This is a genomic window from Nocardia sp. JW2 (assembly GCF_051843015.1).
GTDB lineage: Bacteria > Actinomycetota > Actinomycetes > Mycobacteriales > Mycobacteriaceae > Nocardia > Nocardia coubleae.
In genome coordinates this window covers 235959-252438 of the sequence record NZ_JBPXLK010000007.1, presented here as the reverse complement: position 1 = coordinate 252438, position 16480 = coordinate 235959, and the positions used below count along the sequence as shown (strand labels likewise).

The following is a 16480-nucleotide window of genomic DNA, read 5'->3' as shown; positions in this document are numbered from 1 at the left end:
ATCTAACCCTGGTGACCAGCCATTTCGTCCAGTTCACTGCGGGAATGCCAGTTCCACCCCACGCACGCGGTTACGAATCCTTCGCAGGCTCGATCGGACGCACCTCCGCCGATTCCACGCCGGATTGGACCTCGCCTGCCACGGCGCCCGCCGGTGCGCCGAATATCGTCGTCGTCCTCGTGGACGATATGGGTTACAGCGATATCGGCCCGTACGGTTCCGAGATCGCCACGCCCACACTGGATCGGCTCGCCGCGACGGGTGTGCGCTTGTCGAATTACCACACCACTCCCCTGTGCTCACCGTCGCGCGCCGCGTTGCTCACCGGTATCAATCCGCACCGCGCGGGATTCGGTTTCGTCGCCAATGCCGATCCCGGCTATCCCGGGCTGCGCCTGGAACTGGCCGACGATGTGCTCACCCTCCCGGAGATTCTGCGGGACAACGGATATGCCACCTACGCGGTGGGCAAATGGCATCTGGTGCGTGATGCCACGATGAATCCGGCGGCGCACCGGAATTCGTGGCCGACACAGCGCGGATTCGACCGGTACTACGGGTCGCTGGAAGGCCTCAATTCCTTCTACTACCCGAACCAACTGGTTTCCGACAGTTCGGTGGTGGATGTCGAGGAGTATCCGCCGGGTTACTACCTCACCGACGACCTCACCGACAAGGCGCTGTCCTACATCAAGGACCTACGCGCACACGACGCGACGAAACCGTTCTTCCTGTACTTCGCGCACGTCGCCATGCACGGGCCGTTGCAGGCGAAGGCGCAGGACCAGGCGAAGTACCGCGGGCGATACGACGAGGGCTGGGACGAATTGCGCCGGAAGCGCTTCGCCGAGCAGTTGGCGCAGGGCCTGTTCCCCCCGGGCACCCAGCAGAAGCCGCGCAATACCGAGCCGGGTTACGAGGCGGCGGAATGGGATTCGCTGTCCCCGGCCGAGCAGCGGCGGTACGCCCGGTACATGGAGGTGTACGCGGGCATGGTCGACAGCATCGACCAGAGTCTGGGCCGCATCGTCGATCTGCTCGAGGAACTGGGCGAGCTCGACAACACGGTCATCGTGTTCACCTCCGACAACGGCGGCACCGCCGAGGGCGGGCCGGAGGGCACCCGCTCCTATTTCGCCGAGTTCGCGCACATCGACGACCCCGACTGGGTGGGCGATGTGCCCCACGACGAGGAACTGATCGGTACCGCGAAGCTCGGGGTGCACTACCCGCGTGGCTGGGGGCAGGCGTCGAACACGCCGTTCCGCTTCTACAAGGGGCAGACCTTCGCCGGTGGGGTGCGGGTGCCGCTGATCGTGTCGTGGCCGAAAGGCTTGCCGCGCAAGGACGACGACACCGGTATCCGGCACGAGTACGCCTATGTCACCGACCTGGCGCCGACCCTGCTCGACCTCGCCGGGCTCGACCGGCCTTCGGTCCGCAACGGTCTACCGGCCAAGGACTTCGACGGCGTATCCGCCGCCGCCCTGCTCCGCGACGCCTGGGCACCGACCCTGCACACCGAGCAGTATTCGGAGATGACCGGTCATCGCGGCTTCTATCGCGACGGGTGGAAACTGCTCTCGCTCCACGAAGCCGGCTCCGACCTGGACGCACCCGACTGGCAGCTCTTCGACGTGCGCGCCGACCCCACCGAGCTGCACGACCTTTCCGCACAGTATCCGGACAAGGCCGCCGAACTCGCGGCTGCCTGGGACGAATCGGCGTGGGCCAATACGGTTTTCCCGCTCCTCACCCGTGCCGACCTCTTCCGCAGGCGCCCGGAGGAGGCCCGCCTGGCCGACCCGGTACGTCTGCTCCCCGGGACCCCGACCCTCGAGCGCTATCGTTCGCAACGGCTGATCGCCTACCGCGACTTCACCATCACCGCCGAACTGGGCGCAGCCACCTCGCGAACCGGTGACCGATCCGTGCCCACCGGATACCGGGACGGCGACGAAGGCGTACTCGTCGCCCACGGTGACCCGCTCGGTGGTTACCTGCTCTACATCGAGCACGGCGAGGTGGTGCTCGGCGTGAACAGTTACGGCCGCTACGCGTCGGTGGGCACACCGCTGCCGGTCGGCACCCGCTCGGTCACCGTCCGCGCCACCGTGCGTCCCCACCTGCGCTGGGACTTCGTCGTCGAAGCCGACGGCACACCCCTGGCCGAACTCCCCGACCAGGTCCAGCTCGTCGGCATGGCGCCGTGGACCGGCATCTCCGTCGGCGTCGACGCCCGCGGCCCGGTGTCCTGGGACCTACGCGAACGCCGCGGCCCCTTCCGCTACACCGGCGCCCTCCGCGCGATCACCTACACGCCAGGTCCGATCCAGGTTCCGCAGGCCACCATCGATGCGGTCGAACGCGAGGCCGAGTTCGTTGCCGAGTAGCGCCCCGGGCATGCACTCCGCCGAGCTGGTCACGCGTCTGTCCAGGTCGGGATCGGGTCCCGGCGGGTCGACCTGGTCGGATATCGTCTACCGGCGGAAAGACAGTCTCGCAGTGAGGACACCCCGATGGACGACAGTTCCCTGACCTGGGACGACGGTGCGCTCGTCACCATCGACCAGCGCGGGCTGCCGCACGAGGTGCGTGAGCTGCGGTTGACGACCGTCGATCAGGTGATCGACGCCATCACCACGCTCGCCATCCGTGGTGCGCCCGCCATCGGGATCGCGGGGGCGTTCGGCGTGGTCATCGCGACCCGCGCTCACACGAAGGTCGTCGACGCCGCCACCGAGGCCGTCGCCGAACATGGCTGCGGGGCCGCTGAGCAGGTAGGACAGCGCAGCGCGGCCGTCTCGCGCGAAGCAGTGCGAGCCGGACATTCGGGCGGCGAAGTGGTCGACATGGCGGCGGTGGAAGCCGAGGCGGATCGAATCGCGGCGGCGCGACCCACCGCCGTCAATCTGGCATGGGCGGTCGAGCGGGTGCGGGCACGGATTCCCGAAGGTGCCGACGCCGTACTGGCCGAAACCCTCGACATGCTCGCCGAGGACGGCCGGGTCAACCTGGCGGCCGCCACCCACGCCGCCGACCTGGTGCAGCAGCTCTGTGGTGACCGGCCGCTTCGCCTGCTCACGCACTGCAACACCGGGCGTCTGGCCACCAGCGCGGTGGGTACGGCCATCGGCGCGCTGCGGGTGCTGCACGAGCGCGGTGTGGTCACCGATGTGATCGTGGACGAGACCCGGCCGCTGCTGCAGGGTGCGCGGCTCACCGCGTGGGAGCTGGCCGAGGCGGGCATCCCGCACCGGCTCACCATCGACTCGGCCGCCGCGTGGGCGATGGCGACGGGCCAGGTGGACGCGGTGCTCGTGGGCGCCGACCGGATCACCGCCAACGGCGATGTCGCCAACAAGATCGGCACCTTCGGTCTTGCCCTTGCGGCGCGTCATCACGGCATCCCGTTCATCGTCGTCGCCCCGGAGTCCACCCGCGATACCGCGATGGCGACCGGCGCGCAGATCGTCGTCGAACAGCGGGCCGCCGCGGAGGTCACCGGGTTCGGTGGGGTGGAGGCCGCACCGGCAGGCACCGCCGTGTTCAACCCGGCCTTCGATGTGACACCGGCCGACCTGGTCACCGCGGTGGTCACGGAGAACGGTGTGGTCTACCGCAACGCGGACACCTTCGACGGGAACGGCCGCGCCGCGAGCTCGGCGAGCGACATGGCCGGACGCGCGCTCGCCGCCGTCGCTCGTCAGCTCTACGAGCGCGGCTGGATGCCCGGTACGGCAGGCAACATCTCGGTGCGATCCGGGAGCGACGATGCGCTGATCACCGCCAGCGGATTGTCGAAAGGCGAACTGACCGAGCGCGATGCGGTGCGCGTCCGCGTGGCCGACACCACCGTGTACCCGGGTCAGGACCGAAAACCCTCCGCCGAGACCAGCATTCACACCGCCGTGTACCGCACGCGCGATGCCGGTGCCGTCGTGCACGTGCACTCACCGTTCGCCACCGCCCTGGCGACCACCGCCCGGCCGGGTGACACCGTGCGGGTCAGCGGGTACGAACTCATCAAGGGTTTCGGGCTCGACGATCCGTCGACCGTGTATGTTCCGGTGTTCGCGAACTGGCCCGACGTCGCGCGTATCGGGGCCGACATCGAGTACTACCTGCGCGAGAATCCCGGTGCCGCACCGATTCTGTTCATCACCGGGCACGGCATCACCGCCTGGGGTGACACTCTTGCTCAGGCGCGTGATCGCGCCGAATGCCTGGAAGCACTGTGCGAGTTGATCGCCCGCACCGGACGTACCGACGCCACTCCTTTCGAGATCGGACCGAGATGACCCTGCTGCAAGTGATGGCGGCCGACAATGCCGCCGATGTCCGGGTGCGGACCACCGATACCGCCGAGATCGGTGCCGAGCTGTCGAAGCACGGCATCGCCTTCTCCCGCTGGGAGGTGCTCCCCGACGCCGCGACCACCGACTCCGACACCCTGCTCGCCCATTACGCGCCGCGGATCGCCGAACTGAACGCGTCGGGTCGCTACGAGCACATCGATATCGCCCGCATCCACCCCGACGACGACAACCCCGACTGGCCCGCCACTGCGGCGGGTGCGCGCACCAAGTTCCTCGACGAGCACCGGCACGCCGAGGACGAGGTGCGTTTCTTCGCCGCCGGTCGCGGCTGCTTCTACCTGCACATCGACGACGCGGTGCTGGCCACGGTGTGCGAGGCGGGCGACCTGCTTTCGGTGCCCGCGGGCACCCTGCACTGGTTCGACATGGGCCCCCGCCCCGATTTCGTCGCCATCCGCTTCTTCGAGGAGGCCGACGGCTGGATCGGCGACTTCACCGGCGACAAGATCAGCGCCGGTTTCCCCACCCTGGACGAGCTGCTCGCGTGATCCGCGCGATCGTCCTCGATATCGAGGGCACCACCAGCCCCACCGATTCGGTACGCACCGACCTGTACGGCTACACCGAGCAGCATCTGCCCGCCTGGCTGGCCGAGAATGTCACCGGCGCAGCCGGATCCGTGATCGCCGCCACCCGGGAACTGTCCGGCGAGGCGACCGCCGATACCGCACGGATCGCCGAGATCCTCACCGGCTGGCTGCATTCCGATGTGAAGGCCGAGCCGCTGAAAGCCGCCCAGGGCGCCATCTGTGCGGAGGGCTTCCGCGCAGGCGACTTACACGGCCGCTTCTTCGACGACGTCGCCCCCGCCCTGCGCGCCTGGCACGGCGCAGGCCACACCCTCTACATCTATTCCTCCGGATCCGTACGCAACCAACAGGATTGGTTCACCTACGCCGACCCCGGCGACCTCTCACCCCTCATCACCGATCACTTCGACCTGGTGAACGCCGGCCCCAAACGCGAACCGTCCTCCTACGACACCATCACCACCCGCATCGGCGTCGCCCCGCGTGAAACCCTGTTCCTCTCCGATCACCCGGACGAACTCGACGCCGCGGTCACCGCAGGCTGGCACGTGGTCGGCGTCCACCGCCCCGGCGAACCGAATCCCCCACGCCCACCGCACAAGTGGGTCGGATCGTTCGCGGAGATCGACCCTGCCGCGCTGACCGAACAGTAGGCCGCGGCGAGCACAAGAAAAGACGCGCCGAGGTCCTGGTGTGGACCTCGGCGCGCCGAATCACTTGCCGACAGTGACCTTTTCGCGTTCAGTTTCCGGTTCGTAGGTCTCCCAGAAGGTGGCGTTGCGGATACCCAGTGCCTTCGGATCGAAGACCGGGTCCTTGCCTTCCTTCTTCTGCTTCTCGTAATCACGCAGGGCCTTGTAGGCGGGCTGCTGGATGATGATGATGCCGATGATGTTGAGCCAGGCCATCAGGCCGACGCCGATGTCGCCGAGGGTCCAGGCGTCGGTGGCCGTCGACAGCGCGCCGACGGCGACCGACACCAGGATGAGGGCCTGCAGGACCAGCGTGGTGTTGGCGCCGACCGTGCCGCGGATGACGGGGACCGGCTTGGCCGCGGCCTTGCCGACCAGGAAGCGCAGGTTGGTGTCGGCCATGTAGTAATAGGCGATGATCGTGGTCAGGCAGAAGAACGCCAGCGAGATCGCGACGAAGGTCGAGCCGAAACCGCCCCACAGGGTGTCGACCGCGTGCTGGGCGTAGGCGGGGCCGACCGCGGCGTCCGACGGCAGCACTCCACCGTCGGCCAGCACCTTGCCGTCGGCGGACTCACCCTCGAAGACCCGGTAGGCGCCGGTCGACAGGATCAGCAGACCGGTGGCGGTGCACACGAACAGGGTGTCGATGTACACGGCGAAGGCCTGCACCAGACCCTGCTTGGCGGGGTGGGACACCTCGGCGGCGGCCGCCGAGTGCGGGCCGGTGCCCTGACCTGCCTCGTTGGAGTACACACCGCGCTTGACGCCCCACATCACGGCCGCGCCGATGATCGCGCCGAACGCCGCGTCGGCGCCGAGGGCGCTGCGCACCACCAGGGCGAGGATCTCCGGGATCTGGCCGGCGTTGGCGAACACGATGACCATGGAGATCAGGATGTAGCCCACCGCCATGAACGGCACGACGACCGCCGCGAAGGCGGCGATGCGCTTGACGCCACCGATGATGACGAACGCGAGCACGATCACGGTGCCGAGGGCGACCACCCATTCCGACACACCCCAGGCCTGGTTCATCGCGGCCGCCATGGAGTTGGACTGCACGCTCGGCATGAGCAGACCGCAGGCCAGCACCGTCACGGCGGCGAAGATCACCGCGTAGACGTTGAACAGTGGGGCGGCCTTGGTGTGCGACATCGCCCGGTGGAAGTAGTAGGCGGGCCCGCCACGGTACTCACCGGTGAGCGGGTCGCGGGTCTTGTAGATCTGGCCGAGGGTGCACTCGACGAAGGAGGTGGAGGCGCCGAGGAAGGCCACTGCCCACATCCAGAACAGCGCACCCGGGCCGCCGAAGGCGATGGCGGTGGCGACGCCCGCGATATTGCCGGTGCCGATCCGCCCCGACAGCGACATCGCCAGCGCCTGGAACGACGACACGCCCGCGGCGGACTTCTCGCCGCGCAACAACAGCCGCACCATCTCCGGGATCTGGCGGACCTGGACGAACCTGGAGCGGATCGAGAAGTACACCCCCGCGGCCAAGCACAGATAGATCAACGAGTTGCTCCAGATATAACCGTTGATCGTGGTCAAGAACTCAGCCACTCGCTCGTACTCCCTGATAGCCATCGATGGACGCCAGACATGATCGCATGTCCGGTAACCGCTGGTTAGCTGAGTACATATTGTTCGCCCGCCCGCCCCGCTCTCGGGCGTGGATCGAAGCGACGCAGGTCACTGTGGGTGTGTAAACAAATGTAAACCGTCCGAGAACCCGTCGTTTCCGAAGCATCACCGCGGCGGTGCCGAACCGCCTCGCGAGCGTCGGGAAAGGCCGGTCGGGTGGGGGTTTCCCCTGGTCGTGGCGGGTGTGGTGGGTGAGCGTCGGGTTACGGGGGTGACCAGCACATTTCGCCCACCTCACAACGCACAAAGGCCCGATCCGGGGTGTGAGAAGTTCGTTTTGACCGGCGGGATCGCCTCCTTACAGTTGGCCTCAACAGCCCGATTTCACAAGCTCGAAGGGGGCGTCGTGGTTAATTCGCGCACTCATGGTCCGTCGCCCACCGATTTCGGTGACAGTCTGCTGACGCTCGGAAAGTACTTTCAGCGCGGTGAGGTTTCCGCGGATCAGCGGTCGGTGTTCAAGGTCGGTGGGCGCGATGCCGACGCGTTCTACCGCGACCGGTGGTCGCACGACAAGGTGGTGCGCTCCACCCACGGCGTGAACTGCACCGGTTCGTGCTCGTGGAAGATCTACGTCAAGGACGGCGTGATCACCTGGGAGTCCCAGCAGACCGACTACCCCTCGGTGGGCTCGGACAAGCCCGAGTACGAACCGCGCGGCTGCCCACGTGGCGCCTCGTTCTCCTGGTACACCTACTCCCCCGCCCGCGTGCGCTACCCGTATGTGCGCGGCACCCTGCTCGATCTGTACCGCAAGGCCAAGGCCGAGCTGAAGGACCCGGTGCTGGCCTGGGAGTCGATCGTCGAGGATCCGGTCAAGGCCAAGGCGTACAAGAACGCCCGCGGCAAGGGCGGGTTCGTGCGCGCCGAGTGGTGGGAGGCGGCTGAAATCGCCGCTGCCGCACATGTTTACACGATCAAGCAGTACGGCCCCGACCGCGTCGCCGGGTTCTCGCCGATTCCGGCGATGTCGATGGTCAGCCACGCCACGGGCGCCCGTTTCGTGTCGCTGCTCGGCGGCTACATGCTCTCGTTCTACGACTGGTACGCCGACCTGCCGGTGGCCTCGCCGCAGGTGTTCGGTGACCAGACCGACGTGCCGGAGTCGGCCGACTGGTTCGACGCGGGGTACCTCATCATGTGGGGTTCCAACGTCCCGGTGACCCGCACCCCCGACGCGCACTACATGACCGAGGCGCGGTATCGCGGCCAGAAGGTCGTGGTGGTCTCTCCCGACTACGCCGACAACACCAAGTTCGCCGACGAGTGGGTGGCCGCACGCCCCGGTACCGACGCGGCGCTGGCGATGGCGATGGGGCACGTGGTGCTCAAGGAGTTCTTCCTCGAGAAGCAGACTCCGATGTTCCTGGACTACATCAAGTCCTACACCGATTTGCCGTACCTGATCTGTCTCGACGAGGCGGCGGATCAGGGCGGCGCTCTTCCCGGCAAGTTCCTGACGGCGGCCGATCTGGGCCACACCGACGAGAACGCCGCACACAAGCCGGTACTGCTCGATCAGGCCGGAAACCCGGTGGTGCCCAACGGTTCTCTTGGCCACCGCTTCAACGAGGCCGACGCGGGCAAGTGGAATCTCGACCTCGAAGGGGTCGACCCGCTGCTCACCCTGCTCGGCCATTCCGACGAGGCGCCGACCACCATTGCGCTGCCCCGCTTCGACACCGACACCGCCGCACCCATCATCCGCGGCGTGCCGACGAAAACCGTTGCGGGCAAACGGGTCACCACCGTCTTCGACCTGCTTCTCGCCCAGTACGGCCTCGGCCGTGACGGCCTGCCCGGCGAGTGGGCCAAGGGTTACGACGACGCCGAGTCGCCCTACACCCCGGCCTGGCAGGAAACCATCACCGGCGTGCCCGCCGTGCAGGCCGCGCGCATCGGCCGCGAATTCGCCGACAACGCCGAACGTTCCGGTGGCCGCTCGATGATCCTGATGGGCGCGGGCACCAACCACTGGTTCCACTCCGATCAGATCTACCGCGCGTTCTTCACCCTCACGCTGCTCACCGGCTGCCAGGGCAAGAACGGCGGCGGCTGGGCGCATTACGTCGGCCAGGAGAAGTGCCGACCGGTAACAGGTTGGGCCACCTTGGCTTCGGCGAGCGACTGGCAGCGCCCGCCGCGTCAGATGCAGGGCACCGTGTTCTGGTACCTGACCAACGACCAGTGGCGCTACGACCCGTTCACCTCGGACTCGTTCGCGTCCCCGCTCGGCAAGGGCAAGTTCGCCGGTCGTACCGCCGCCGACAACATCGCGCTGGCGAGTCGTCTCGGCTGGATGCCGAGCTACCCGACGTTCAACCGCAACCCACTGGACATGGCCGACGAAGCGGCCGCCGCGGGTAAGACACCCGGTGAGCACGTGGTCGACGGCCTCAAGTCCGGTGACCTGCGTTTCGCCTGCGAAGACCCCGACGCCCCCGAGAACTTCCCGCGCGTGCTCACCGTGTGGCGGGCAAACCTGCTCGGCTCCTCGGGCAAGGGCAACGAGTACTTCCAGAAGCATCTGCTCGGCTGCGGCTCCAACCTGCAGACCACCGACGCCACCGGCGTGCGCCCGCAGGAACTGGAATGGCGGGAGGAAGGCGCCGAGGGCAAGCTGGACCTGCTGCTGGCCCTTGACTTCCGCATGACCAGCACCACCCTGTTCGCCGACATCGTGCTGCCCGCCGCCACCTGGTACGAGAAGCACGACCTGTCCTCCACCGACATGCACCCCTTCGTGCACGCCTTCTCCCCCGCCATCTCCCCGCCGTGGGAGGCCAAGACCGACTTCGAGGCGTTCCACCGCATCGCGCGCGGATTCTCCTGGCTGGCCGAAAAGCACCTCGGCACAAGGAAAGACATCGTCGCGGTGCCGTTGCAGCACGACTCGCCGGATGCGCTGGCGCAGGCGGGCGGCAAGGTGCTGGACTGGAAAGCCGGTGAGTGCGAACCGATTCCGGGCAAGACCATGCCCAAGATCGTCGAGATCGAACGCGACTACACCAAGATCGCCGAGAAGCTCGCGGCGCTCGGCCCGCTGGTCGACACGCTCGGCGTGACCACCAAGGGCATCACGACCTACCCGGACAAAGAGGTGGAATACCTCGCGGGCAAGAACGGCACCGTGGTGTCGGGGATTGCGGCCGGGCGGCCGTCGCTGGCCAAGGACACCTTCGCCGCCGAGACGATTCTCGCGCTGTCGGGGACGACCAACGGCCGTCTCGCGGTCGAGGGATTCCACCAGCTCGAACGCCGCACCGGTACGAAACTCGCCGACCTCGCCGCCGAGGCCGAGGGCAAGCAGATCACCTTCGCCGACACCCAGGCGCGGCCCGTTCCGGTGATCACCTCGCCGGAGTGGTCGGGTAGCGAGAGCGGCGGGCGCCGGTACTCGCCGTTCACCATCAATGTGGAGCGGCTCAAGCCGTGGCACACCCTCACCGGGCGTCAGCACTTCTACCTCGACCACGACTGGATGATCGAACTCGGTGAGCAACTGCCGATCTTCCGTCCACCGCTGGACATGTCGGCGCTGTTCGCGGAGCCGAGCATCGGCAATGTGAGCGGCAACGGGCTCACCGTGCGCTACCTGACCCCGCACTCGAAGTGGTCCATCCACTCGGCCTACCAGGACAACCTGCACATGCTCACGCTCTCGCGTGGCGGTCAGACCATCTGGATGTCGGATGTGGATGCCAAGAAGATCGGTGTGGCCGACAACGACTGGATCGAGGCGATCAACCGCAACGGTGTGGTCGTGGCCCGCGCGATCGTCTCGCACCGCATGCCCGAGGGCACGGTGTTCATGTACCACGCCCAGGACCGCGCGGTCGACGTGCCGCGCATCGAGGGCGCCGAGGACACCACCTCCGAAGCCAAGGGCAAGCGCGGCGGTATCCACAACGCACTCACCCGGGTGCTGATCAAGCCCTCGCACCTGATCGGCGGCTACGCCCAGCAGTCGTTCGCGCTGAATTACCACGGCCCCACCGGAAACCAGCGCGACGAGGTCACCACCATTCGCCGCCGCAACCAGAACGTGGAGTACTGACATGCGCGTTATGGCTCAGCTCGCCATGGTCATGAACCTGGACAAGTGCATCGGCTGCCACACCTGCTCGGTCACCTGCAAACAGGCGTGGACCAATCGCGGTGGCACCGAATACGTCTGGTTCAACAATGTGGAAACCCGTCCGGGACAGGGCTATCCGCGCCAGTACGAGGACCAGGAGAAGTGGAAGGGTGGCTGGACGCTCAACAAGCGCGGCAAGCTCACCCTGAAGTCGGGGTCGCGGTTCAAGCGGTTGATGAACATCTTCGCCAACCCCGATCTGCCGACGGTCGACGACTACTACGAGCCGTGGAGCTACGACTACGACAACCTGCTGTCGTCGCCGCCCACGGACACCACTCCGGTCGCGCGGCCGAAGTCGCTGATCACCGGCGAGGACACCAAGGTCACCTGGGGTGCGAACTGGGACGACGACCTGGGTTCGGGCCCCGAGCAGGTCGGCAAGGACCCCTTGCTCGGCAAGCTCGAGGACAAGGTGAAACTGGAGTTCGAAGAGACCTTCATGTTCTACCTGCCGCGCATCTGCGAGCACTGCCTCAATCCCTCGTGTGCCGCGTCGTGCCCGTCGGGCGCGATCTACAAGCGCGAGGAAGACGGCATCGTGCTCGTCGACCAGGACAAGTGCCGTGGCTGGCGCCAGTGCATCACCGGCTGCCCATACAAGAAGATCTACTTCAACCACAAGACGGGCAAGGCGGAGAAGTGCACCTTCTGCTACCCGCGCGTGGAGGTCGGTATCCCGACCGTGTGCTCGGAAACCTGTGTGGGCCGGCTGCGCTACATCGGTGTGATGCTGTACGACGCGGACGCGGTGCTCGAGGCGGCGCAGGTCACCGACCCGCAGGATCTGTACACCTCCCAGCTCGGTGTATTCCTCAACCCGCACGACCCGCGCGTGATCGCCGAGGCGGAGAAGGCCGGTATCTCGCCGGAATGGATTGCCGCCGCGCAGGATTCGCCGGTGTACAAGCTGATCGTCGACTACCAGCTCGCGCTGCCGCTGCATCCGGAATACCGCACCATGCCGATGGTCTGGTACGTGCCGCCGCTCTCGCCCGTGGTGGATGTGCTCACCGAGACCGGCCACGACGGCGAGGACGCGCGCAACCTGTTCGGCGCCATCGATGCCCTGCGCATTCCGATCGGCTACCTGGCGGAGCTGTTCACCGCCGGTGAGATCGGTCCGGTGCGCGCGTCGCTGCAAAGGCTGGCCGGTATGCGGGCTTTCATGCGGTCGGTGAACCTCGGTGAGGAACCCGATTCGGGTATCGCGCCCTCGATCGGGCTCGAGCCCGAGGAGATCGAGGCGATGTACCGGTTGCTCGCCATCGCCAAGTACGAGCACCGCTATGTGATCCCCTCCGGCGCGACTTCCCGTGCGCACGAGCTGGATTCGCTGGCCACCGGGTGCAGTCTCGACACCGACGGCGGGCCGGGTATGACGGCGTTCGACCAGGTGGTGGAGAAGTTCTCCCTCGCCGACACGAATCAGGCGGCACCGGAGGAGAAGTCGGGGCGGATCAACCTGCTCAACTGGGACGGTCGCTCCACCGCGGGCCTGCTGCCCGGCAGCGACAACGGCAACAGCAACGGCAACGGTCACACCGGCAACGGCGCCGGATCCGGTGGTGGAGGCAACGGCGCCGCCACCACCGACCCGGCCGTCAGCGGGGTGCCGCAATGAGTCTGCTCTCCATCCGGCGGCGACCCGAGCCCGTCCTCGCTTTGGCCGAGCACGAGCGTCGCATGGTCTGGCGCCTGGCCGCGCTATTGCTTGACTATCCCGGCGAACAGACCCTTGCCCTGCTCGGCCAACTGTCCTCCGCCGCAGCACAATTGCCCGACGAGGTGCGCACTCATTTCGAGCCGGTACTCGCCTACCTGCGCGGCACCCCGGACATCGAGGTCGCCCAGAGCTATGTCGAGACCTTCGACATGCGCCGCCGCGCCAGCCTGCACCTGACGTTCTACGCCTACGGCGACACCCGCAAACGCGGCATGGCACTGCTGCGTTTCAAGCACGCCTACCGCCAGGCCGGTGCCGAACTCGGCGACGAGGAACTGCCCGACCACCTGCCGGTGCTGCTCGAGTTCGCCGCCACCGTCGACCCGATCGGCGGCGAACGCCTGCTCGGCGAACACGTGCCGGTCCTGGAGCTGCTCCGGTTGTCACTGGGAGACAACAACTCCCCGTACTCGGGTGTCCTCGCGGCCGTCCTGGCGACCCTGCCACCGGTGACCACCGCCGACCGCCGCCGTATCGCCGAACTCGCCGCCCAGGGCCCGCCCGAGGAAGAGGTCGGCCTGGAACCCTTCGCCATGGACCCCGCCCTCTTCGACGCCACAGAAGGACGCCGATGAACGCCACCATTCCGCTCCCCGAAGGCCTGTGGCTGATCCTGCCCTACATCGCCGCGACTTCCTTTGTGCTGGGCCATGTCTGGCGCTACCGGTTCGACCAGTTCGGGTGGACCACGAGGTCCTCGCAGATCTACGAGTCCAAGCTGCTGCAGCTGGGCAGTCCGCTGTTCCACTTCGGCATGCTCGGGGTGTTCGGCGGGCATGTGATGGGCCTGCTGATTCCGCAGTCGTGGACGGCGGCGCTCGGGATCTCCGAGCACACCTATCACCTGGTCGCGGTCGGCGCGGGTTCCGTCGCGGGCCTGATGGTGGTGGCCGGAGTCGCCATCCTGTGTTACCGCCGCATCGTCGTGCCCGCCGTGCGCAAGGCGACCAGCCGCAACGACATCATGATGTACACGCTGCTCACGTTGGCGCTGGTCACCGGGCTGCTCAACACCTGGGGCTCGAACCTGCTGTGGGGCACCTACAACTACCGCGACACCGTGTCGCCGTGGTTCCGCAGCCTGTTCACCATCGACCCGGAGCCGGGGCTGATGGTCGGCGTCCCGTGGACCTTCCAGCTGCACGGACTGGTGGTGCTCGCCCTGGTCGCGGCCTGGCCGTACACCCGGCTGGTGCACATGTTCAGCGCGCCCATCGGGTACCTCACCCGCCCGTACATCGTGTACCGGCGCAAGGAAGTGGACACCAAGGACAAGACCCGTTTCGCCAAGGCCTGGGACGCCCCGGTGACTCCCGATCGCTGGTAAGTCAGCTTTTCGCCCGGTGAGCGGGCGATACCGTTGCGGTCCGTAATTGAAACGTGTTTCACTTCGGGAATGAGCGATGTCCTCGCGCCCGCCCGTCTCGGTCCCCTCACCCTGCGCAACCGCGTGCTCAAGGCGGCCACCTTCGAGGGACGCACCCCGGACGCGCTGGTCACCGACGACCTGGTGGAGTTCCATCGCGAGGTCGCCGCCGGTGGGGTCGGAATGACGACGGTCGCCTATTGCGCGGTCGCACCGGGTGGGCGGACGGATCGGCATCAGATCTGGATGCGGCCGGAGGCCGTGCCTGGGCTGCGGCGGCTCACCGATGCCGTACACGCCGAGGGCGCGGCGGTGAGCGCGCAGCTCGGGCACGCGGGACCGGTGGCGAACGCGCGGTCGAACCGGGCGCCCGCGCTGGCGCCGAGTCGGATGTTCAATCCGCTCGGGATGCGGTTCACCAAGGTGCCCGACGCACTCGCCATCGCCGAGGTGGTCGAAGCGCACGCGCTCGCGGCCCGGTTGGCACGGGAGTCCGGGTTCGACGCCGTCGAGGTGCACCTGGGCCACAACTACCTGGCCAGCGCCTTCCTGAGTCCGCTGCTGAACCGGCGCCGCGACGAATACGGCGGTTCCCTGGCGAACCGGGCACGGGTGGCGCGGGAACTGGTGCGCGCCGTGCGCGACGCGGCGGGCGACGACATGGCGGTCACCGCCAAACTCACCATGGAAGACGGTGTGCGCGGCGGTTTCTCGATCGAGGAGTCGCTGCGGGTGGCGCGCTGGTTGCAGGACGACGGCGCCGTCGACGCCATCGAACTCACCGCGGGTAGCTCCCTGCTCAACCCGATGGCCATCTTCCGTGGCGACGCGCCGCGCCGGAACTTCGCCCGCGCCCTGCCGATTCCGGTGCGCTGGGGTTTCCAGCTCGTCGGCGGCAAGTTCTTGCGCGAATACCCTTATCGCCCAGGCTATCTGCTCGACAAGGCGCGGCGCTTCCGGGCGGAGCTGACGATGCCGCTGATCCTGCTCGGCGGTATCACCGACCTGGCGGGTGCCGAACAGGCCCGCACCGAGGGCTTCGATTTCGTCGCGATGGGCCGGGCCCTGCTCCGCGAACCCGATCTCGTCCGCCGCTGGCAGTCCGACCGGGCGACACCGTCGCTGTGCACGCATTGCAACGAGTGTGTGCCGACCATCTACTCGAAGACCCGCTGCGTGCTGCGAACCCCCTGACACCGATCAATTCGCGGGGTTCACGTCGTCTGCATCATGGGACGTCGGCTCGGCACCACGGCGCCCGGTGATCGAGGGTGCCACGGAGGTTTCACGTGCCCGATTCCCGTGCCGCGCTGTGGGCGCTGACGCACGCCGAACGCGCCGCTCTCGCGGACGACCTCGCCCGCCTCGACGACGATCAGTGGAGTTCGCCGTCGCTGTGCGGTGCGTGGACCGTCGAAGACGTGGTCGCGCACCTCACGGCCGGTGCGAGTACCGGCCGGATGCGCTGGCTGGTGAGCGTTCTCGGTGCGCGCTTCGACTTCGACAAGCACAACGAGCGGCGCAAGGCCGAACACCTCGGGACGACATCGGCCGAAACCCTCGACCGATTCCGGGCGATCGTCGACAGCACCACCGCACCGTCGGGCGATACAGCCGCATGGCTCGGGGAAGTCGTGGTCCATGCCCAGGACATCCGCCGCCCCCTCGGATTCACCACCACGCCGTCGATCGAGGCGACCACCGCCGTCGCCGAATTCTTCGCCGGGCGCGACTTCACCGTCCCCAGTCGCACGCTCATCGAAGGCCTTCGCCTGGAGGCGACCGATGGTCCCTTCACCCATGGCACCGGACCACTGGTCCGCGGAACGACGATCGCACTGACCATGGCGATGGCGAGCCGAGTCACCTACTGCGGCGACCTCACCGGCCCCGGCCTCCCCACGCTGCGCGACCGCATCACCGGCAACGAGAACTGAATCCAGGCACCTCCCGGCCGAGACGACCGGCCTGTCCTCCGACACAGCTACGTTCGCGCTTTCGT

11 protein-coding genes are annotated in these 16480 nt (G+C 67.4%); 10 read left to right on the top strand and 1 reads right to left on the bottom strand.

Translation table 11 applies throughout. From position 1 onward, the window contains the following. Positions 1–44 precede the first annotated feature (44 nt). From ACSVDM_RS13435 to mtnC, 4 genes are all read left to right on the top strand, one after another. The gene (locus tag ACSVDM_RS13435) at positions 45–2393 is read left to right on the top strand and encodes an arylsulfatase (protein ID WP_439265089.1); all 2349 of its coding nucleotides are present in this window, start codon (positions 45–47) and stop codon (positions 2391–2393) included. 126 nt (positions 2394–2519) lie between these two features. Next, a complete protein-coding gene (mtnA, locus tag ACSVDM_RS13430) occupies positions 2520–4301 on the top strand; it encodes an S-methyl-5-thioribose-1-phosphate isomerase (protein WP_439265088.1) in 1782 nt (593 codons plus the stop codon). Continuing rightward, entirely contained in the window at positions 4298–4867 is a 570-nt protein-coding gene (locus tag ACSVDM_RS13425; protein WP_067491561.1) for a 1,2-dihydroxy-3-keto-5-methylthiopentene dioxygenase, read from the top strand. The genes mtnA and ACSVDM_RS13425 overlap by 4 nt, the downstream gene beginning before the upstream one ends. Then, positions 4864–5562: an acireductone synthase gene (mtnC, locus tag ACSVDM_RS13420; RefSeq protein WP_439265086.1), complete on the top strand. Its 699-nt coding sequence runs from the start codon at positions 4864–4866 to the stop codon at positions 5560–5562. Before ACSVDM_RS13425 ends, mtnC begins: the two co-directional genes overlap by 4 nt. Before the next feature lie 60 nt (positions 5563–5622). Here the strand turns inward: mtnC and ACSVDM_RS13415 are convergent, their stop codons facing one another. Continuing rightward, on the bottom strand, positions 5623–7167 hold the full coding sequence (locus tag ACSVDM_RS13415) for an alanine/glycine:cation symporter family protein (RefSeq protein WP_439265084.1): 1545 nt from the start codon (positions 7165–7167) through the stop codon (positions 5623–5625). A 427-nt stretch (positions 7168–7594) separates the two neighbouring features. Between ACSVDM_RS13415 and ACSVDM_RS13410 the strand changes: the two genes are divergently transcribed. The 6 genes from ACSVDM_RS13410 to ACSVDM_RS13385 all read left to right on the top strand — a co-directional run bounded on the left by ACSVDM_RS13410 (position 7595) and on the right by ACSVDM_RS13385 (position 16415). Further along, positions 7595–11305, top strand: a complete 3711-nt coding sequence (locus ACSVDM_RS13410) for a nitrate reductase subunit alpha (RefSeq protein ID WP_439265082.1) — start codon at positions 7595–7597, stop codon at positions 11303–11305. A 10-nt stretch (positions 11306–11315) separates the two neighbouring features. Beyond that, positions 11316–13010: a nitrate reductase subunit beta gene (gene narH, locus ACSVDM_RS13405; RefSeq protein ID WP_439265122.1), complete on the top strand. Its 1695-nt coding sequence runs from the start codon at positions 11316–11318 to the stop codon at positions 13008–13010. Next, positions 13007–13687 (top strand): nitrate reductase molybdenum cofactor assembly chaperone, encoded by a 681-nt coding sequence (gene narJ / locus ACSVDM_RS13400; RefSeq protein ID WP_439265080.1) that lies wholly within the window; start codon positions 13007–13009, stop codon positions 13685–13687. Before narH ends, narJ begins: the two co-directional genes overlap by 4 nt. After that, positions 13684–14439, top strand: a complete 756-nt coding sequence (gene narI / locus ACSVDM_RS13395; protein WP_067491549.1) for a respiratory nitrate reductase subunit gamma — start codon at positions 13684–13686, stop codon at positions 14437–14439. Before narJ ends, narI begins: the two co-directional genes overlap by 4 nt. Positions 14440–14508: 69 nt before the next feature. Beyond that, positions 14509–15672, top strand: coding sequence for an NADH:flavin oxidoreductase (locus tag ACSVDM_RS13390; protein WP_439265079.1), 1164 nt, complete (start codon positions 14509–14511; stop codon positions 15670–15672). 95 nt (positions 15673–15767) lie between these two features. Then, positions 15768–16415, top strand: a complete 648-nt coding sequence (locus ACSVDM_RS13385) for a maleylpyruvate isomerase family mycothiol-dependent enzyme (protein WP_439265077.1) — start codon at positions 15768–15770, stop codon at positions 16413–16415. Positions 16416–16480: the final 65 nt, after the last annotated feature.